Source organism: Paenibacillus sp. V4I7 (assembly GCF_030817275.1).
Lineage (GTDB): Bacteria > Bacillota > Bacilli > Paenibacillales > NBRC-103111 > Paenibacillus_E.
Genome location: NZ_JAUSZD010000002.1, coordinates 1,443,682 through 1,464,563, shown reverse-complemented (window position 1 = coordinate 1,464,563; position 20,882 = coordinate 1,443,682). Strand labels below are relative to the sequence as shown.

13 protein-coding genes and 3 pseudogenes are annotated in these 20,882 nt (G+C 42.1%); 2 read left to right on the top strand and 14 right to left on the bottom strand.

All coding sequences use genetic code 11. From position 1 onward, the window contains the following. Nucleotides 1-15 precede the first annotated feature (15 nt). Nucleotides 16-1,008, bottom strand: coding sequence for a mannonate dehydratase (locus QFZ80_RS07945; protein ID WP_307558233.1), 993 nt, complete (start codon nucleotides 1,006-1,008; stop codon nucleotides 16-18). 258 nt (nucleotides 1,009-1,266) lie between these two features. On the opposite strand from QFZ80_RS07945, the gene QFZ80_RS07940 reads away from it, so the two are divergent. Both QFZ80_RS07940 and QFZ80_RS07935 read left to right on the top strand, forming a co-directional pair. After that, nucleotides 1,267-1,998, top strand: coding sequence for a response regulator transcription factor (locus QFZ80_RS07940; RefSeq protein ID WP_307547647.1), 732 nt, complete (start codon nucleotides 1,267-1,269; stop codon nucleotides 1,996-1,998). 18 nt (nucleotides 1,999-2,016) lie between these two features. Further along, nucleotides 2,017-3,777: a sensor histidine kinase gene (locus QFZ80_RS07935; RefSeq protein ID WP_307558231.1), complete on the top strand. Its 1,761-nt coding sequence runs from the start codon at nucleotides 2,017-2,019 to the stop codon at nucleotides 3,775-3,777. Between the two features lie 132 nt (nucleotides 3,778-3,909). On the opposite strand, the pseudogene arfA reads toward QFZ80_RS07935, so the two are convergent. The 13 genes and pseudogenes from arfA to QFZ80_RS07865 form a co-directional block, all read right to left on the bottom strand. Beyond that, nucleotides 3,910-5,413 (bottom strand): annotated as a pseudogene (gene arfA / locus QFZ80_RS38900) (arabinosylfuranosidase ArfA). A 60-nt stretch (nucleotides 5,414-5,473) separates the two neighbouring features. Next, the gene (locus QFZ80_RS07920; RefSeq protein WP_373460383.1) at nucleotides 5,474-6,433 is read right to left on the bottom strand and encodes a glycoside hydrolase family 43 protein; all 960 of its coding nucleotides are present in this window, start codon (nucleotides 6,431-6,433) and stop codon (nucleotides 5,474-5,476) included. A gap of 60 nt (nucleotides 6,434-6,493) precedes the next feature. Beyond that, a pseudogene (locus QFZ80_RS07915) lies at nucleotides 6,494-7,306 on the bottom strand (glycoside hydrolase family 43 protein); the annotation flags it as partial. A gap of 67 nt (nucleotides 7,307-7,373) precedes the next feature. Further along, nucleotides 7,374-9,821: a right-handed parallel beta-helix repeat-containing protein gene (locus tag QFZ80_RS07910; RefSeq protein ID WP_307558225.1), complete on the bottom strand. Its 2,448-nt coding sequence runs from the start codon at nucleotides 9,819-9,821 to the stop codon at nucleotides 7,374-7,376. 133 nt (nucleotides 9,822-9,954) lie between these two features. Beyond that, on the bottom strand, nucleotides 9,955-11,058 hold the full coding sequence (locus QFZ80_RS07905; protein ID WP_307558223.1) for a peptidylprolyl isomerase: 1,104 nt from the start codon (nucleotides 11,056-11,058) through the stop codon (nucleotides 9,955-9,957). A gap of 125 nt (nucleotides 11,059-11,183) precedes the next feature. Next, a complete protein-coding gene (locus QFZ80_RS07900) occupies nucleotides 11,184-12,500 on the bottom strand; it encodes a carbohydrate ABC transporter permease (RefSeq protein WP_307558221.1) in 1,317 nt (438 codons plus the stop codon). A 26-nt stretch (nucleotides 12,501-12,526) separates the two neighbouring features. Next, complete coding sequence (locus QFZ80_RS07895) at nucleotides 12,527-13,429, bottom strand: carbohydrate ABC transporter permease (RefSeq protein WP_307558219.1); 903 nt, start codon at nucleotides 13,427-13,429, stop codon at nucleotides 12,527-12,529. 66 nt (nucleotides 13,430-13,495) lie between these two features. Then, complete coding sequence (locus QFZ80_RS07890) at nucleotides 13,496-14,869, bottom strand: extracellular solute-binding protein (RefSeq protein WP_307558217.1); 1,374 nt, start codon at nucleotides 14,867-14,869, stop codon at nucleotides 13,496-13,498. Nucleotides 14,870-14,997: 128 nt separating this feature from the next. Further along, nucleotides 14,998-16,626: a response regulator gene (locus QFZ80_RS07885; protein ID WP_307558215.1), complete on the bottom strand. Its 1,629-nt coding sequence runs from the start codon at nucleotides 16,624-16,626 to the stop codon at nucleotides 14,998-15,000. A gap of 22 nt (nucleotides 16,627-16,648) precedes the next feature. Beyond that, nucleotides 16,649-18,475, bottom strand: a complete 1,827-nt coding sequence (locus tag QFZ80_RS07880) for a cache domain-containing sensor histidine kinase (RefSeq protein WP_307547664.1) — start codon at nucleotides 18,473-18,475, stop codon at nucleotides 16,649-16,651. 327 nt (nucleotides 18,476-18,802) lie between these two features. Next, nucleotides 18,803-19,048 (bottom strand): annotated as a pseudogene (locus tag QFZ80_RS07875) (formylglycine-generating enzyme family protein); the annotation flags it as partial. A 354-nt stretch (nucleotides 19,049-19,402) separates the two neighbouring features. Next, nucleotides 19,403-19,723 (bottom strand): MocE family 2Fe-2S type ferredoxin, encoded by a 321-nt coding sequence (locus tag QFZ80_RS07870; protein WP_307547667.1) that lies wholly within the window; start codon nucleotides 19,721-19,723, stop codon nucleotides 19,403-19,405. 37 nt (nucleotides 19,724-19,760) lie between these two features. After that, on the bottom strand, nucleotides 19,761-20,873 hold the full coding sequence (locus QFZ80_RS07865; RefSeq protein ID WP_307547669.1) for a fatty acid desaturase family protein: 1,113 nt from the start codon (nucleotides 20,871-20,873) through the stop codon (nucleotides 19,761-19,763). Between the last annotated feature and the right edge of the window lie 9 nt (nucleotides 20,874-20,882).

Here is a 20,882-nt window from a genome sequence, read left to right as displayed (position 1 = left end):
CTATTGTATTGTCATTTATATGGCGTACATCGCACAAAGAAGCGCTTTGAGATACCCGATTGAATAAGCCAGTCCAATTCCGCATTCAGTACGATGGTCACCACTGCGCCGATCCCGATCGTCCCCTTCAAGTACAGGAATGTGATCCGGATTGATACACCCGTCATAGCCTACCTTTTTCAATGCCATTAAAACCTTGAACATATTCAAATCCCCATCATCCAGCAGCGTTTCTTCAAACCCTCCCGAAGTCGGCAGGCTCCCGCGAACATTTCTCATATGAATGAGATGAATGCGTCCTTGTCTTCCATAATGATTGATTTCGTCAAGCACGAGCGATGACCCGCCCGCTTCGGCACGGGTGCCGATGCAGTACAGATAGCCTACCTGCTTGCTCGGAAAAGCATCAGTAATTCGATGATAACCCAGACTGCCAAAAGGCGTATCTGCGTTTGGTGTATCCGAAGGGTGCATGGACAGCTTCACATTGAAATCTTCTGCAATCGGGACCAGTTGACCGTAAACGATCAGGAAACGTTCCCACCAAGCTTGAAGTTCCTCATAAGTCGGCGTCTCCTGCTGTTGCTTGGTAAGACCTAAGCTCTCACCACGGGAGATATACCCTCCACGCAGCACCGCATCGTAACGTGTCATCAACTGATCGAACGTATCCCCGGCAAACCGCTGTCGTACGATGGGTACTCCAGCTTCGCCAAATACCTTCATGGCGTTAACGGTATTATCCACTTCCTTTTCCGAGCCGGGAAGGTTTCTCATAAATCTTTCCGACATATTAGGCAGTGTCACACGGTTGATATCCAGTCCGAAGGAACGGAGTCTGCGTCTAAGCTTTAACAGTTCATCTAAATCAGGGTACCCTTGCTCCTTCACTCCAACGAAGCTGGAGCCGTTCCCAAAATCGAGACAATCCGCCCCCAGCTGTACAAGCTGCTTCAAATAACTGTCAGGGTGATCCACTCTTGCTGTTGTTATGGATATTCTGATCAATCTCCTCATCCTTTCATAGGAAACGCTTTCAGTACTATGATTATAATGGATACAGGAAGAATAAAAAGGCGGTTGGTTCCTCTTTTGGTATCATTTATTGGCTCGATAAGGACGAACAGGACGAAGAAGTATCATCTTTTAACAAAAAGGAATCATTACATACTCATTTGACAAATTGAGGGACTACAACCACCGATCAATGCTATAATGTGCCTATAAGAAGGTTGTTGATTTTTCCAAATAGAGAGGCGGGTCGCTGTGTATAAGCTCCTTATTGCTGATGACGAATATGAAATCAGAAATGGCTTAAGCAACTACTTTCCCTGGGGAGACGTTGGCTTCACGGTCGTGAGTCAGGCTGATAATGGCACTCAGGTATTGGCATATACGGAGAGACATGAGGTGGATGTTATTCTCTGCGATATCCGAATGCCGATTATGACCGGAATCGATGTGGCTAGAGAGCTCTACCTAAAAAAATCACCAATTAAAGTCATTTTTTTAAGCGGTTACAAAGATTTTGAATTCGCCCAACAGGCGCTGATTTACGGCGTGAAAAATTATATCGTCAAGCCGACCAAATACGATGAATTAATGAATGTTTTCTTAAGCATCAAAGAAGAATTAAATCAAGAAAAGAAACAAGATGCAGCGCAAGAAGGGGCTGTTTCCGATAAAGTGATTTCGGTGATCAAAAATTACGTGAAAGAGCGCTATCGAGATGCTGCCCTGGAGGGCGCTGCAGATTTAGTTCACATGAGCCCTTACTATATTAGCAAGTATTTTAAGCAAAAGACGGGAGAAAATTTTTCGGATTACGTCATTTCCATTAAGATGGAGAAAGCCGCACAATTTTTAAAGGAAATCGATTATAAAACCTATGAAATCAGCGAAATGATCGGTTACAGCAACCCTAAAAATTTTACCCGCACCTTCAAAAAATATTTCGGTAAAAGCCCGCGTGAATTCAGAAATGCGGAATACATATAAAGGACTATAGGAAATCGGATGAAAACCTACCATGCATTTTTCCTTAAAAATTTATTCACTTTTTTGATCCCCATGCTTGTACCTATTCTGATCCTAGGCACAATGTCCACGGTCATTATTAAGAGATATGTAACGGAAGAAATTAATCACAACACGACCAATATGCTCAAGCAAACAAAGGAAAATATCGAGTTGATCTTTAAACAGCTTGATTCGCTGAATATCCACTTTATGGCCAATGCGATCGAATTTGCGAATTTAAAGAGCCTAATGCTCAAGCCGTCTCTGGAGCTGGATGACTATAAAGTACTCGCGACCATTAAAAATTTGATCGATGCGCCTGCCATGGCGATGCCTTATATCGATTCTGTCTACGTTTATTTAAATAATGACAAAAACCGTTTACTTTCCACGACCTCCGGCGGACTGATCGATTTAAATGAATTTTATGATAAAGCCTGGTTCGACAGCTATAAAAGGCATCAACATGGCGACGATTTGGTATGGACGGAAAACCGCACCATTAAGAAATACAACTTTGAGAATTCTGCCGTGGAGCTTATCAGTCTTTACCGCAAATTGTCCCGCGATCAGGGAGACGGTCTCATCGTGCTCAACATTGACGCCAAATATATCGAGAACCACTTGTCCAATTTGTCCACACTACAGGATCAAACCCTGCTCATATTAGGCCCGAACGGGGATGTTATGTTTAAAAATAAAAAACTCCCCTATTTTGATCATTTAGTATTTAAAGATCTCGTTTCCGATGGGCGTCCCTTTTATGAGACGAACCTGAACGGTCAGCCATTTATCGTTTCCAAGCTGAACTCGGATAAGTACGGTTGGACCTACTTATCTATTGCCCCCAAAACATCGTTATATGAAGTTCCCGATGGTTTGAACCTGACCAGTCAGCTTCTCCTGCTGTTCTCCTTTTTATTTGGCTCCGGATTAACGTATTATTTGACCAGAAAAAATTACCGAGATGTGAAAACGATTGTTACGATTTTGGAATCCGCCGAAAACAGCAAGCCGCTGCCTGCTCTACCTTCTCGCGTGAAAGACGTTTACAGCTATATCATTCATAGCATTCTGAAAAATTTCATCGAGCAGAACTATTTAAGCATCCAACTGTCCGAACGAAAGTATAAAGCCCAAGCTATGGAGTTGATCGCCCTGCAGTCACAGCTGAATCCTCATTTTCTATATAATACGCTGGAGACAATCAATTGGAAAATCGCTAGCCTTACCGGCAAGCCTGGGAATTTGAACAAAATGGTGGAAAATTTGGCAGATATTTTGCGATATTCCTTGGAAGGGCATAACAAACCGGTCATCCTTCAAAAAGAAATCGCTTATACCTTAAGCTATATCGACATACAGAAGGTTAGATATCACGATAAATTTGATGTTGTCTGGGAATATGAGGAGCATGTCAACAAGTACAATGTGCCAAAGCTAATTTTGCAACCGCTTATTGAAAATAGTATCTACCATGGCATCAAAGTGAAGGAAGGATCCTATCGAATCAAAATTAAAATCTGGCAGATAGAAGAGATGCTTCACTTGGCTGTGATTGATAACGGAATCGGAATTGGCAAAGAAAGACTTGACCAAATTACGTACGAACTCAAGCAGGATATCAGCGAAACGGATCATATCGGTCTATACAACACACACAAAAGATTGAAATTGCTTTACGGTGAATCATTCGGCATTAAAATCCGGAGTAAATACGGTTGGGGAACGGCGGTCTACTTAACCATTCCTATATAAATTATCCAGATCAAAAAGGGGCGACGAATGTAATCATTCATCGACCCTTTTTGTCTTTCAAATAATCCATTAATTGTTCGAGGGTAACCTCTGCAACCTCGAAGGCTTTTTTCTAAATGCGCGTCATTGTAATCATCGATTATCTCCGTTAGTGGAAAATCTCAATACGTTCCATGAAAGCTTAGGAATTACAACATTTCGTACTTTATCCCCATGCTCAATCATACTTGCTATTCGTGGTACAACCTTATCTGGCTCATCAAATGAATTCTTAGCTTCCAGATCTTGACCATCCATAATCATATGTTCAATTCCTCTTACCTCTTGAAATGACCTCAAATCCAGCGTTAACTCGACATCCTCTTTATCGCAGTTCAATACAAATAGTGTTAAACTGCACGCCTCTTCATTATAAGTTGCAGCGCTTTGGATAACTGGCGCCTCCCCATAAAGATTACTCTCGAACTTAGGGCAGGCTATCTGTGTTTGAATAGCTTTTCCTCTGCCGTATAACGATACCTGCTGGAACGGGTAATAAATGGCTTGTTTGATTGCTTTTCCGCCCATTTCCGTAAAAATAGGCGCAATGACATTGACCAATTGGGCGAGACAAGCCATTTTGACCCTATCCGCGTTGTTCAAAAGCGTACAGAGCATACCGCCAAAAACAAGCGCATCCAATAGCGAATAGTTATCTTCGAGAATCGGCGGTGCCACTTCCCAAGGGAACCGTGTTTGTTTTTTTTGATACCAAATATTCCATTCGTCAAATGATAATTTAAGCGTCTTTTTACTGCGGGTTTTGGCTTTTACATAGTCAGCCGTGGACGCTACGGTTATTAATAAAATCATTCATGTCTACAAATGAGGCCAGGAAATCTTCGACATTTCCTTCGTTCTCGTAGTATCTGTGCAAAGATAAATAATCAACATGTTCATAGGTGTGCTCTAGAACGACCCTGTCCCATTCCGGGTATGTGGGCATCAACGGGGAGGAGCTTCCGCATGTAACCAGTTCCACGGACGGATCAACCCATTTCATGATTTTTGCAGTTTCACGCGCTTTTTTACCATAATCCTCCGCATTCATCGCACCGATTTGCCAAGGTCCATCCATCTCGTTGCCCAAGCACCAAATTTTTATGTTATGAGGGTCTAGATGCCCGTTTTTTCTTCTTAAGTCACTCCAGTAGGTGCCGGAAGTATGGTTGCAATACTCAAGCATGTATCCCGCTTCCTGAGGCGTTCCCGTACCCAGATTAACAGCAGCCATTACCTCTGTACCTGCCTTCTTACACCAGTCGACAAATTCATCGATCCCAAACTCGTTCCTCTCTACAGACAACCATGCGAGGTCAAGCCTAGTTGGCCTATTCTCCTTCGGTCCGATTCCGTCCGTCCAATTATAGCCTGAAACAAAATTTCCGCCAGGATATCTAACAATCGGAATATATAGTTGCTTTACTAATTCCAATACATCTTTTCTGAAGCCCTGTTCATCAGCTAGAGGATGACCGGGCTCGTAAATGCCCGTATACACGGCTCTGCCCATTTGTTCGATGAAGGAACCAAACAGCTTATCGTCAATTTCTGCAATCAAATACTCTTTATCAACCATACATTTCGCATGCTTCATCCTGTATTCTCCATTTCCGATTATAAAATTCATCTCTGTATGATTCGAAGCATCCATGTCTTAACGATCTGCAACTGGTATGCCGAAATTCGGAGTTCCGTCCTCATTCCAGACTAATTTTTGTGCTCGTGCATGACGATTGGGATCAAACAGCGGATCACCGATGATTTCCTTATAGCTTCGGGAATGATAAATCATAATATCCTCCGAACCGTCCTCTGATACGGTAAAGCAGTTATGGCCCGGACCATATTGTCCGGTTTCTTCGTTTGACTTGAAAACGGGCTCTGGCGATTTGATCCATGATTTCGGATCTAGTAAATCAGTAGTATCCCCTGCTGTCAGTACCCCCATACAATAATTGCTATCCGTGGCACTTGCCGAATAACTGATAAATATTCTACCGTTTTTCTTCAATACAGCAGGCCCCTCATTGACCCAGTAACCTACGATTTCCCATGGATACTCCGGTTGCGTAAGCATGATCTGTTTGCCTTTAATCGTCCATGGATTAGACATTTCAGCTATATAAAGATTCGAGTTCCCTTCGATTTCGGGATCTTTTTGTGCCCAAACCAGATACCTTACTCCTTGATGTTCAAAGGTTGTAGCATCCAGAGCAACGGATTCCCAGTTTGTTTGAAGCTGATCTTTTTCCACCCAAATCCCTTCTATCGGATTTGCGGCTTCATTTTCAAGAACATACATCCGGTGGTCCCATACCTCGTCCAAGTTCTCATCCGATCCTCCGGAAGCAAAATAGATATACCATTTACCATCAATAAAATGGATTTCAGGTGCCCAAATAAGGGAGCTCATCCTTCCAGCTGCATGTTTCCTCCAGATGACCGTTGGAATAGCGGTTCCCAACTCCTGTATAGTTGCTGCCCTTCTAAGCTCAATACAATCAAACGCAGGAACTGAAGCCGTAAAGTAGTAGTAACCATCTGTATGTTTATAAATCCATGGGTCTGCACGCTGCAGGACGATTGGATTTTTATAAGCTTGCTTTATTTTCAACCTACCATTCAGCTCAAGTATAGGTAAAAATACAGGTCTCTCCTCCGGAGTTTGGTTAGGTCTATGGATGGTTAGCATGAATGTCCCGTCAAAAGTTGTAAACAGCATGCCATGCCCGCCATCTTTGGCAAATAACGGCTCATCATCATGCAGCCATGGTCCCGTAATTTGTCCTGTTGCAGAACGCGCAATCCCAATTGCATATCCATCAGCGCCATGGCTTGACCACAGCATCAGGAGTTCGCCATTTTCCGTCCGATACATGAAAGGACCGTCTGTCACATAGTTATCTTTTTCGTTTGAAGCAGCACTTCTTGCAAATCCACAAGCCCACGATGCTTCTGATGCATGAAATAAAATCACTGGTTCGCCAATGACAGATTTGAAATCCTTCGTTAATTGGACAGCACACATTTCACCATCTTGAACATGCAGCCATTCATGACAAAATACCATCCAGGGAATCCCTGCATCATCAACGTACAGAGTTCCGTCCAGACACTCCCAATGAGAAGGGGTAACAGGACCATCCGAATGCGGGATAAACGGCCCAATTGGATGCTCAGAAACCAGAATTTGTGTTCCCCTGCACCTGTTTTCTGCTTTAAAACTGGCAAACATATAAAACTTGCCCTCATAAAGATAAACTTCAGGGGCCCAGTAATTTTGGTCTGCCCAAAAGTCGGCTTCCGGCCGAAAAGCAGGGAACGGGCCTTCCCAATTTTCAAGATCATCGCTCATATACACATCGAAACCTGTCGCTTTTCCTTCCCAAGCATTCTTATCAGTCGTTCCATAGAGGTAGTACTTCATTTCATTTGTATCAGCCAGTACGAATGGATCTCGTATTTGAATTTCTTCTCTTTTTAGCATTAGCTTCCCCTTATCCTTAATTGTGCCTAAAGAAGATGGCTAAGACCATCTCCTTCAGGAATTTGATTTATTGAAAAGCTACAGTCGGATTCCAAGTGGTTTCATCACTGCCGTTGCTTCCGTTCTTATTCACGATTAAATAAATCATATCATTTGCTGCAACACTTGTCGTAATATCGTGTGTGACCCCAACGGTATCTGTTCCCGCAATATATTGCCATCCGCTTGCTGGCCAGATCTGCGTGCCGTTCTTCATGATCTTCACATTCACGCCATCGCCACCGCTATTTCCTTTCTTAGGATTGCCGGTAATTCTTACCGATCCTTTCACTGGAGATTTCCATGCCACTACGGAATCGTTAGTATCCGGATGGATCTGAGATGGAGACCAGATGAGGTTATACGTACCTGCACCTTTCCATTGATTATTGGTTGAGTTCCAAGTCATATTCGAATAGGTGCTTCCGCTTAACTGCATATAATTCCAATACCCCGAGTTTTGAGTTGACGAAAAATCAGTGGCAAGCGTAGACGCGTATCGGATCATTGGATCCCAATACGTTGCATCGCTGCTGTTGGTTGAGTTTTTATTCACGACAAAATAAATCATATCATTTGCTGCAACATTGATTGTTACATCGTGCGCCACTCCGGATATGTCTGAAGCACCGATTGCCTGCCATCCGCTTGCTGGCCATAGCTGCGTACCGTTTTGCATCATTTTCACATTGACGCCGTCGCCGCCGGCACCTGCTTTCCTTGGTTTACCGGTGATTCTAACCTGTCCTGCCTTCGGTGCCTTCCATGCCAATACGGTATCATTGGTGTCAGGATGAAGAACTCCTGCGGACCAGATCCGGTTCCACGTACCAGCACCCTTCCATGCATTCAGGCCCCCATTCCAGGTCATATTCGAGTAAGTGCTGCCGTTATATTGCATATAGTTCCAGTTTTTCTGACCTTGTGTCGTTGAAAAATCGAGTGAAAACTTATTCGTCGTATTCGCATCATAAGTGCCATTCGTACCGTACTCTTGAGCTCCAATATCAGGCATCAGATTGTACAGCGTGTTGCCCCAGAAATCTACCCCGCCATTATCGGCAGTTGGTATACCTTTATCAATAGCTGTTGATGTCGATTGAAGCTTGTAATTGTCGGCATAGCTCATACCGTCGCCAACAACGCCTGGATTCACAAATTTAGGATCCCCGGTCACTGCGTTACCATCGGCAGTGTTTGCCGTAACAGGATAGTACAAATTATTGTCATATAGCGAAGATGCCCAGTTAGGACTTGTCTGGAAATTGAAGATGTTGTTCCAGAACCTATATGAGCTGCCGTCAGCGCCTTGGCTTGCATCCAGTGAACCGCTGGACTTATAGAATGTATTGTTGTAGAAGTCGGCTGGCCTATCGTCAGTTCTTGCTATATACCCGATATCATCGACGCTAACGTTATATCTAAGTACTGTTTTTACATAACCATAAGGTGTGATATGCGCACAATCAAGCCAGAATCCGCCTTCGTTCCCATGGGAATAATTGTACTGGAAGTAAATCGTTCCGCCTGTTCCTAAATCCGTATCAAATGCTGTGCCGTCAGCATCAAACAGTCTAGTTCTGGCTACCTCATTGTATTGAATAATAGTGTCTTTCGAGATAATTTCCCATATGCCTGCAATAAGCTTTGTATCGGCTTGATTACCATTGTAGCCGGCATCATAAACCGAATTATGTTCAATAAGCGCGTTCAGAGTACTGCCCATAACCACACCATCTGAACCCGTTTTACTTATAATATTGTTTCTAACAACAATATTGGTAAACAATTGGTCAGCAGTCGTACCACCGGTTGAATCAACCTTAATACCGCTTGTCAAAACATCATGTATATTGTTTCCTTCTATCAACACATCATCAAAACGGTCTGTCGGTGTAGCGTCACCATCATATCTGATGTGAATTCCTGAGTTATCATACATACTTTGATACGCAGGCATTGATCTTCTGTTTTCTCCGATTACATCGTGGATATTGTTGTTCGCAATGTGGATGCCATGTGTAATCCCCGTTGCTTTACCAAGCACCCTGATCCCGCTTCTTGCGGCTCTGCTGGCCGCAGTGTTGGTTATTTCCAGGTTGTTAATCGTCCAGTATTCCTGACCATTCAGGGAAACCGTTGCCGCAACACCGCCTCCTGCTATCAATGGTTTATTACCTGTTCCATACATGTCAATGGTGATTTGGTTGGTACTATCCCCTGAACCCAGAGGGCTCAGCATGCCAGTCCACGAGCCTCCGGCTTTAAATAAAATTTGGTCGCCCGGCTGGAAGGTAATACTGTTAACCTTGGTTAACGTTTGCCATGCTGCTAATGTGCTTGTACCACTGTTGGAATCGTTTCCTCCGGAAGAATCTACATAATAAGTGGTGCCTGCCGCCTGTACGGTCGCAATCGGAATGGTTACTGCCAACAGCATCATAACGAGGAGCCATGCACTAACAAATTTTTTCACAAATAAATCCCCTTTCCTTTTAACGCTAAGTTTTTTTATTTAAACTATTATTCCATGACCTCAGCTTTGATCAGCCATCTCACAACAGCCCTCCTTCCTCTAAACTGAGGTCTGGATAATAATAATTTACAGTTTATGAAATGCTGTTGTACGCTTTGTTATCCACAATTAACTTCGATCCATGAACCAGCTTGTTTATGAACTCATCAACCTTTTTGTCAGTTAATTCCTTCTTAACTTGCTCTCTTACCTCATCCAGTGTTTTATAGCTAGGAATGCTTTTTTCCAGCACTCTAACGATATTAAAGGAAGCGCTTTCTTCAATAACGTCGCTTATCTGACCATTCTTTAATTCATTCAACGTTGTAGTCAATTGCGGATATGTCCTGACATCCGTCTTGTAAGTGCTTTCATTAAACGCCATTCCCTTGTATTCTATATCTGATTTATCTTGTTTCTTATAGGCGTTAACGATATCCTCAAATTTCAAACCCTTATTTGTATCTTCCTTTATTCTTGTAGCCATACTAGCTGCAATTTTTTTCTTATCTGGCGAAGGATTACCTTTTTCATCCAAATAAGATAGGACTATTTTTTCATACTTAATCGAATCTATCTTTTTATACATTGTTTCTTTATTTTCGTCATAGGCATTTTTTATTTCTTCATCACTGGATAACAGCTCTTTATCCGCCAATTTGTTTTTTAATTCCTCCATCCTATTCCCGTGGAGAACCTCATAATATCCTGTTGCATCAAATTGCTGGGGGCCGTATATAGCTTGTTTATTTTCTACTGCCTTCTTTCGCCTTTCGTTTTCAGCTTTAAGCTTATCGAGGAAACCGGAATAGGATATATCGCTGGCTATTCCATTACTTTTCATTACGATCTGCTCTGTTTTAATTCTTTTCATCTTATCCAATGTCTTTTGCTTAAGAACTTCAATCGGTATTTCTCCCTGAAAGCTTGTTGCCCAGAATTTGGCGCTGTCCGTTACTCCATATTTTTGAACAAAATAGGAAAAGACATTTGCTCTTAAACCCGACATGACGTTCATAAACTCATCCTTGGATACTGGCTCTCCATTTACCGTAAATACGGTTGCCCCACCTGAATATTTGCTTGAATGAGATACAATCAAAGAGGCTGAAAGCAGTACCGTCGCTAATAGCGGCAATAGGACGGCAAAAAATATTTTCTTTTTAAAAATACGATTTATCCGCTTACTTTGCTTCATAAGTCCCCCTCCTGATTGTCGATTAGATTTTCCAATGTGTACATGATTTATCCATTTTGTTCATTATTTGAAGGCTCGTCCGACTTATGGCCGACGAGCCTAACTATTAGGTTAGCAGATCGTCATTAGCCTTTTACTCCAGTAAAGGCAACACCTTTCTCAATAAATTTTTGACAAGTTATGAACACAATGAGCAAAGGAATCATACTAATGACACCGCTGGCCATGAGCATATTCTCCGATATAGATCCACCTTGATACTGCAAATTATTCAGTGCTACCGTGATGGTCCAGTTTGCCGGAGACTTAGCCACAACGAGCGGCCATAAGAACTCATTCCAAACCGGCAAAAATGTCAGAACCGAAACAACCGTGAAAATCGGGATGGACATCGGGATGACGATTTGATAAAAGGTTCTGAATTCAGAGGCGCCATCTACTCTTGCCGCTTGGATTAATTCCCTCGGTAATTGATCAAAGAAGCCTTTGAACAGGAAAATCACAATACCCCATGCGGTATGCGGTAATATTATTGCCCATAACGTATCAATCAGATTCAATTGAGTCATCGTTAAATATAACGGAATTAATAAGGCAATATCCGGGATCATCAGGGTGGCTAGAAAGAACATAACCAAGACTAAATTAAGCTTTTTGTTGTGAATAAGAAACGAAAGCGCATATCCGGCCAAACCGCCAAACAGCAATTGAGAAACAATAGAACCTAACGTGACAATCACACTATTCAGAAAATAATGAGTAAATCCACTGCCATTACTGGATGCGGCTTTCGTAACTTTATCCAGGATCAGATAACTATCGAAAATGCTCCAAAATCTAGGCTTTTCTTCGATACTCTGTACCTTGCCGCTGACGTACTTCGAAGTCGCGTAAAAATCCCGAAAATGAGTAGAAATAAGCTCCTTCGAATTTTCTAATTCGTTTGCGATTTCACCATGATCCCCAAACCATTGGAAGGTAGATAGCTTATTCGCTTGGATAACCGGTAATTTGACATTCATCAGATTGTCGTTAAAAAGCGTCGTAGGTACAACTAGCGTTCTTCCATAAAGGAAAGAGGGTCCTGATGTTTTCGCGGTATATATCAGCTTGCCGTCTTTCATCCCGCGAATAACGACTTCTCCGATTGAATCACGAATATTCGATGCCCATGGATACCAAGTCGCTTTCATCGCATCTTTTTCGTAAAACTCAGCATCCTTCGACTCTTGGCCTGTGTAATCGATTTGAACTTGAATCGCATGAGGGATGGTAGGCAACCACTTTGGCGGATAGGCTTGAATAGACGACGCGTCCTTCAGTGAAGAAGAGATCATCCACACAAGTGGAATAAGCGATAAAAAAATAAATAAATAGGTAATGCTATAAGCAATAATTTTAATCGACCCTTGGCCTTTTTCTTTAATGGTATTTGGATTCAAAGCTCATCACTCCTTTCTATCAATCATTATCGTTGGAAACTTTGAGTTGTATAAACGTGATCAAGCCAATCAGGATAAATAAGAACACCGAAATGGCTGCCGAAGCTCCGAAACGATAATTGTTGAAAGGCCGTGTTGAAAACTAACATCGATACAACCGTTGTACTGTCGGCAGGTCCCCCTTGGGTCATCACGTAAATGTTATCAAAGGTCAGCAGGATCCCTGTCATAAAGCTAATTAATTGAATGAAAATAATGAATCTCATATTCGGTAAGATCATCGTTAGCAATCGTTTCCATGGACCCGCCCCGTCTACTTTAGCGGCTTCGAGAATATCCGTAGGGACCGATCGTATGGCAGAATAATATAAAAGGATGGCTATCCCTTGGCTTGCAATGAGTGAAGGGAGAACGATCGCAAACTTCGTTACATGCAAGTCGTTTAACCAAAGGTAAGGACCTAAACCGATTTTCCCAAGGTAATAATTCAATATGCCGTGATCGGGATTATACATCCATCGCCAAATCAGAACATTAACGACCACCGGAACAGCAGAGGGCAACTGATAAAGGAAGCGAATAAACATATTGCCGTGATGAATTTCATTAAGAAGCAACGCTTGTACGATAGGAACCCAGAACGTCATAAGCAAGTACATCAACGCGAAAACAAAGGTAATCTCAATAGCATGCCAGAAGGAAGGCGAACTCAAAAATTCAACATAGTTATTTAATCCCACAAACGTTCCGGGAGGATTTCCGATTTCATAGTCAAACAAACTGATATAGATCATCTTAAACAACGGATAGTATTTAAATAGGAGAAAACAAACAAGCGAAGGAATTAAAAAGATAATAGGCATCCAGCTAATGGTTATACGTCGTTTCACTTTTACACTCTGCAATCCTGTCTCTATACTGGTTTCCATTCCACTCACCCTCTTAGGTAGTTATCGGGATTCCCTTAAGGGAATCCCGATGTCTACTGTCTCTATTTATTTTTTGACTTCAGCATTGTATTTGTCTATGACTTCCTTTTGAGCCAAGTCTTGTTGTTTTTGAAGCTCGGCTTTTGGATCTGCATTTTGATCAAGCAGCACTTTTTGAATCGCGGCAACGACATACTTACTGAGACGGTCCTTTAAGAAATACTCTAGATGTGTATCTGAAGCGGCCTTCTTAATGTTTGCAACAATATCAGCAGGGATACCCTCATAAATCTTTGAGGTGTCCAGATCTGTACGGAAAGTAAGCAAGTTAGGGAATTGGCCAATTTCTTTGGTATAATTCAATCTACCATCGTAGAAGTTCTTCGAAGACATGAATGTAACATAAGTCCAAGCTGCATCCTGCTTCTCTTTCGTAGTTTTCGCATTAATTGTCCAATAGGCACCTCCGACTTGCGAAGGCGATTTACCAGATGGGCCAGCAGGAAACGGCATAGCGCCGATATCATTAATATCCATGCCTTTAGCAGTAAACCAATCCACCCAGCCTACGGTCATTCCCGTATGTCCTGTATAGAAATCCTTGTTATTGTCGTCCAGTGATTGTACTACGTTTTTCTGTACGACTTTGTGCTTCCATTTTAAGTCTTTATAGAATTGCAGTGCAGTTACTGCAGGATCTGAAGTGAATGTCAACGTTGCTGTTCCGTCATCATTTTTCTTAGTGAGATCCCCGCCGGCTTGCCAAACATAATATTCAAAAAACCAATCTGCCCAATCCATTCCCAAAATATTATAACCAATTTGACCTTTGCTTGGGTCTGTTAATTTCTTAGCTGCATCAACAAATTCATCCCATGTCGCAGGCGGCTTGGCAGGATCAAGACCGGCTTCTTTAAAAAGCTTTTTATTATAGATCAAAGGCGTCACATACATATCATTAGGAACTCCATAGACTTTCCCATCCCTATTTGCAGCTTCCAATGAAGAAGGAATGTAGTTCCCCTTATCTGCATAACTGTTCCATCGATCAGTAATATCTAATGCGAAACCTTGCTTAATATATTTTTCCATGTCAGGATAAGGATTATTCGGTGTTGCATCTGGCCCTTGCCCTCCAGCCATTGCTGTCAAATATTGCTCACGATCCTTACCTCCTGTTGCAAGCTCTTCATGCTTCACCTTGATGTTCGGAAATTGCGCATCAAACGCTGCAAACTGTTTCTCAAGATACGGCTTTACAGGATTATCAGCAGCTGGCTTATCCCATACTGTAATTTCTATCGGTTTGGCTGAAGCAGCTGCTGGCGTGTTGCCGGCAGGGCTGCTGCTAGGGCTTGTAGTGGCTGTTTTGCCGCCACATGCACTAAGCAAAAGTACGGAAGAGAGAGCGACTGCAGTTACTTTAAGTTGTTTCTTCATTTTTCAATCCCCCTGAGATATTCTTGATTACGTTTTCATTATAAGATGAACGGAAGATGGTTAGAATCCAATAATTCAAGGTTATTCTACAAATAATTCAATGAAAATGTTAATTTTTTTATACCTTATTACTTTGTTTGTCGATAATTTTGCCTGTATTCTTTCGGTGATAAGCCTTGCGATTTTTTAAAAACACTGCTAAAGTACGCAGCACCCTCAAAACCGACCATCTCCGCTATTTCCTGAACCTTCATATTCGTTTCCCTTAACCATTCAGCCGCCTTTTCCATCCGTAGCTGGGTCAGAAAATCAGAATAGCCTTGGCCATACTTATCTATAAACCGCTTAGAGAAATAAGTAGGGTGAATAAAGAAACGTTCTGCAATGGACTGCAGGGATATGTTTTCATTTAAATTCATAACAAGATACTGCTTAATCTCATCCATGACATCCTTAACAGGATGAGCTTTATTCAAGAAATGGATGATATTAGTAACTTGACTTTGGATTTGATGGACAGCTTCACTCCAACTCGTCAGATTTTGCAGCCAATAGTGCAGATCGTCCATTTCCCCAATAACCAACTTGGTATCCTCTGTTTTCTCCAATAGATATTTCCTTAAGAGAAGATACATATCTGCGCAGAACCATTCTAGCTGAGAATAAGTAGCTGTCGGGAAGTCCACAAGGCTCTGAATGCGATGCGCAATCCATCGATGTAATGCCGTTTCATTCCCTTCATTAAGAAGACTAAACAGCAGTTCTTCATCTTTCTCTTTCATGAATTGTTCTCTCGAGTTCGTATGGCTCTGAATCCAGCCATAATCATAAATTTTATTTGCGCCGCTAATGATTTTATTACGAAGCGACAATTTGGCTAACTGGTATGATTTCTGCATCTTATCCAGGCTATCGACAATACTGCCAATAGCGATCGTCACTTCCAGACGCATGTAATGATTCACTCCAAAAAGAACGCCTTTGAGCCATTCTTTTACCGCGGTATTTTCATTCGGATTCTCGACTCCCAAAATATAAACCATCTCATTCTGGTGAATAGCGTGTTGAAATATAACTCCGTCTCTACCCGCCAATTTCATTTGATCCGACATCATATTTTCGATGGCGAACCGGATGAGATCTTCATCGCCCGTACGAAATGAATAATGTGGAAGCTGGTAGGGCTCTAATACAAGTACGATGGCCAAAATGTAGGGAAATCTCTCTATAATATCAGATACCGTCGTTATGCTTTCTTGTGAGGAAGCCGACTGTTTGGGTTCTTGAACCATTCTCGTTAATAATTGTTGGCGAAGACTCTCCATATTCATCTCTTTATCTTGCTTCAACTTTTCCATTTCTAATCGGGATTTCCGCGTCTCTTCAATCTTCAATATGATGTTTGCCAAATTGCTGCGCAGCTCCGCCTCATCAATAGGTTTCAACAAATAGTCGGATACGCCGTACTTAATCGCCCTTTTGGCAAAATCAAAATCACTATACCCGCTAATAATAACAAATACGATTTCAGGATTAAGCTCTTTGACTCGTTCTATAAAATCTAATCCGTCCATTCCGGGCATCCGAATATCTGTAATCACAATATCAGGCTGCACGCGGAGGGCAAACTCAAGTCCTTCAATTCCATCACCAGCTTCACCTACAATGGTAATAGGTAATCCCGATATGTTAATTTTCGCAATGATCCCCTTTCGTTGTTTGGGCTCATCATCTAAAACCAATACTTTAAAATTCATACGAACTCGCTCCTTCAATCCATTATTTCATTAATCGGATGATGACTTGCGTGCCTTCGCCAAAAACACTTTCAATGGCTACGCCATATTGTTCACCGTATAATAGTTTTAATCGGGCATGAACATTAACCATTCCAATCGATGTCTGTTGATTGTTCGCCGAATAGCTGGATGCTGACCAAGTATTTAGCCTAAGCTGCAAAGCTTTGAGTTTGTCTGGATCCATACCGACCCCATTATCCGTCACCTTAATCATGGCATCCTGCTCATCCATCGATACCGCTTCAATTTGAATCGTCCCGCCTTTTCGCGAACGCTCTATGCCATGGATAATGCTGTTCTCCACAATGGGCTGAAATAATAGCTTGGGTATTCTCATCTTCGTGAGTTCAGGATCGACAATAATGTTATACTCAAGCCGTGTTTCATAACGGATTTTCTGAATCGATAAATAGACTTCAAGCTGCTCAATTTCTTCTCCTAATGTAGAGAAGCTTGCCCCATTGATATTATAACGAAGCATTTGGGCAAGAGAGCGGCACATCACACTAATCATCTGACCCTCACCTTGCACCGGTGCCAAGCTCTCAATCGTGCCAAGCGTATTATACAAAAAGTGTGGATTCATTTGTGATTGCAGCGCTTTTATTTCCGCATCCTTTTTCAACAGCTCTGTTTCATAAACTTGTACAACCAGATGATTGATTCTATGGGTCATTTGATTAAAGCTTTGGCAAAAGTAACCGATCTCATCTTTGGTTTCAACGGGTACTGAGATATTGTAATTACCTGTCTCCATCTGTTTCATCCCTTTTCTTAAGCGCTTTATCGGGATGAGTACACGCGAGGAAAGAAAACTGGCAAATAGCATCGTACTGAGCAAAGCGCTGAGGCCAATCAGAATTGTCCTTTTGGCAACGGAATTGACTTGAGCAAGGAGCACGTTAACAGGAACTTTACCAACCAACATCCAGTCTGAATTCATAAAACTCTTGTAAACAATCAATGTTTGTCCTTTATCTTCATTTATAAAAAAATAAGGTTCGGGACGCATTTTTTCGAATTCAGAAAAGTTCTGTTCATTGAGAAGCGGTTTTCCGGTAGAAGATTGATCAGGGCCAAGCACGATCTTTCCATCCTTCTTATCGATCAGATAAAAATCGCCTTGATCATTCGATTTAAGAGAATTTATCCACTCCTGCAGCTTTTCATTCGAAAATTGTATCGTCAGCATCCCGATAATAGGTTGGAAATCCCCAAATACATCCTTGAGCGCTTGTGTATAGGCTATTGTTCGATAAGGTTGGTTTTTCGGGTCATAAGTGTTGGAAAGAACCCACGCCCCTTTACCATCGTTTTGAACCGCTATTTTACTCAGTCTGTCTGATTCTTTTTCAAAAGAGGCCAATTGGCCTGGGTTTGTAAAATAACGGAAGGCTCCGGCTGATAGTTTGCTTAAACCATTCGAATCACGGACGACGATGGCATCAATGAATGGATTATTGTTTGCAAGGTCCATGAGTCTAAACGTAAAATAGCTCATTTTCTCCGGGTTCTTAGAATAATCTTTCATAAGTGACTGCAAATCCGTATCTCTAAAGAGATTCCATGTTTCTTTATTCGTGTAATCCATGTGGGATTCCATCGTTTGAACGGATTGGTCCACTAGTCGTTCCATATTGGATATCGCGTTTTTCTTTATATCCTTAGAGGTTTGAACATAGAAATTGATCCCTAGACTTAACACTGTAATAATAATGATCATGAAGAAAGACAGCAGCATTTTCCTGTAAAAAGATCGTTTCACATAATCGATTGGAGTAAAAATCCATTTATTAAATATATGCAAGGCGACGCCTCCATTTCGTCAACGTTCGACATTTTCTTACAATACTAACATAAGAGTAAATCTTGTTCTATCTTCCGGGAATGGATGTTATTTGAAAAATCACAAGATCATCGATTTATAAAGAAAATCATTAACAAAAGATTCCCACTAACATAAAGATACCGAGTCGTTAGATTAAATAGCCCTTGATCTTTTCAGTAGGAAAGGTTGCGGGCATTATTCATGTTTCGGGACTACTTCTTACTTATTAAAAAAGACGCTCACCCTGAGAGTGAACGCCATTGGACCAAATTTCTTTCAATTACTATTGGATACACGGATGCTTAATTAAACATCCGCAGCACAACGAAAACCTATATTTCCCGCTGAACTGTCAGGTGTATTCTTACTCCTTGCAGCCACACGATATTGATTACAATAGGAAGCATGGCACAAGTACGAGCCTCCCCTTAGAACTCTACTATCTCCAGTTGGGGGCCAAGTGGGGTTATCCTTTGTGCCATTGATATGATAGGTAGGGCTAAACCAATCCGAGCACCATTCCCACACATTCCCAGCTGCATTATAAAGGCCGTCTTGATCGTCAGTCCCCATTAAAAACTTCCCACCTGGTATATAAATCATACGTTAGTTTGATGAATAGTGCTCCGACTTGCTGAGCAGCATGAAGGTTTATTGGAAGCAACGGCTGTGTTTGCTCCCGGTCATAGTATGGATTGCAGAAGTAATCTTCAATGAATTGTTTTTGCGTTTATCAGATTGTTTATTTACGAATGAGATAATGTTCTTGTTATACGACATCACTCCAACAAGTAAAAAAGTCCGAACTAATGACATTTTGTCATTAGTTCGACTTTTTAATCTGAAGATCCCAAGACTGTCCCTGTTTTATTGAATTAACGTTCTCCAAAACACATTATATTCTCTCTAATCGATTTGAATGAGCACTTTACCTTCTTCTATTTTGACAGGGTATGTTTTTAAAGCGATGCATACGGGACGGCGTTTAGCTGCACCAGTAGGTATGTCAAAACGGCCGTTATGCTTCGGGCACTCAATAACATCACCCATAACCAAGCCGGTAGCCAAATGTATTCGTTCATGCGTGCAGTATCCATCGGAGGCGTAGTAAACACTGTTTTCCGTACGGTAAATGGCAAATGTCCGATCCTCATGATCAAAACGTATGACATCCTCCACATCGATATCCTCCGCGGCACATGCTTCGACCCACTGTTCGTTACTCATTGTTCTACTCTCCATTAGCTTGTATTTTAGTTATCGTTTAACTTACCGCTGTTCCATTAGAAACTGCTGCATTTACGTCAGTTTCCTGCCTGATACCGTATAAATAAGGCCGAGCTGTGTCCGGCAATGGCCGCTCGATCACATAGGCTGGATTTTCCTTTTGTCTGATCAGCGCTGAAATCACTTCTTTCAACGCAGCCCAAAGACTGGGGCTTGGAGTTGGACAGTCGTGCTTCATCTCTTGATGAAGCTTAGGCAACGCGTGATAGGGAACCATGGGAAACATGTGGTGCTCCGTATGATAGTTCATGTTCCAGTACAGAAACCGGAATATCGGATTCATATAAACGGTACGGGTATTCAGTCGATGGTCGAGAACATCCTCATGCAGCCCCAGATGCTGTGTGATGCCAAAGAGAAGGACGACAACGCCACCATAGAACGACGGCAAAAAGATGTACAAAGCGGGCAGTATGCTTTGGGTATATAAACTTGCTGCAATGACGCCAAGGATTATGAGCACGTATATACGTGCTTCCCAAAACGTTTTCCCATGCTCCGAAGCAGGAATATATTCTCTTTCCTGTTTGTCCAGCAGGCCGAAGAAATGTAAAATAAATCGTTTGATCTCAACAGGACCGCCATACAAATGAAAAATTTGCATGATTATGATTTTCCACACCGGAGGTCGCTCTGTAATGATCTCCGGGTCGCGTCCAACGATGATGGTGTCCGTATGGTGACGAGCATGGCTCCATCGCCAAGGCGTTGCCGACCGTAAAACCATGAAGGAAGCGATTTGGTAAATGACCTCGTTCATCCATGGTGTTTTAAAGGCTGTTCCATGTCCACACTCATGCCACCTGGAATCTCCCGGTGTCGCATAAAGGATGCCATATGCCAGGAAGGCGGGAATCGCCCACCATGTGCCCCATGCTTGATAAGCGATAAAACCCAATACAGCAAGAGAACCGAACCAAATGAATGTGTCCCTGATAGCAGGACCGTTCTTTCTCTTCATTAACTCTTTCATGCGCTGACGGGGGATTGGACTCGTATACCACTCGGCTGTCGCGAGTCCTCTCTCTTGCGCGCGCTTATTCTCGGGGCCGGTAATGCTGTAGTCTCTTTTTTGTGGATTCGGAGCCATGAATGATTC

What these genes read in the sequence shown, in the direction of transcription:
- QFZ80_RS07935 (WP_307558231.1), top strand. Translation starts at nt 2,017, where the DNA reads ATGAAAACCTACCATGCATTTTTCCTTAAAAATTTATTCACTTTTTTG.
- QFZ80_RS07905 (WP_307558223.1), bottom strand. Translation starts at nt 11,058, where the DNA reads ATGAAGCAAAGTAAGCGGATAAATCGTATTTTTAAAAAGAAAATATTT.
- QFZ80_RS07895 (WP_307558219.1), bottom strand. Translation starts at nt 13,429, where the DNA reads ATGGAAACCAGTATAGAGACAGGATTGCAGAGTGTAAAAGTGAAACGA.
- QFZ80_RS07890 (WP_307558217.1), bottom strand. Translation starts at nt 14,869, where the DNA reads ATGAAGAAACAACTTAAAGTAACTGCAGTCGCTCTCTCTTCCGTACTT.
- QFZ80_RS07885 (WP_307558215.1), bottom strand. Translation starts at nt 16,626, where the DNA reads ATGAATTTTAAAGTATTGGTTTTAGATGATGAGCCCAAACAACGAAAG.
- QFZ80_RS07870 (WP_307547667.1), bottom strand. Translation starts at nt 19,723, where the DNA reads ATGAGTAACGAACAGTGGGTCGAAGCATGTGCCGCGGAGGATATCGAT.
- QFZ80_RS07865 (WP_307547669.1), bottom strand. Translation starts at nt 20,873, where the DNA reads ATGGCTCCGAATCCACAAAAAAGAGACTACAGCATTACCGGCCCCGAG.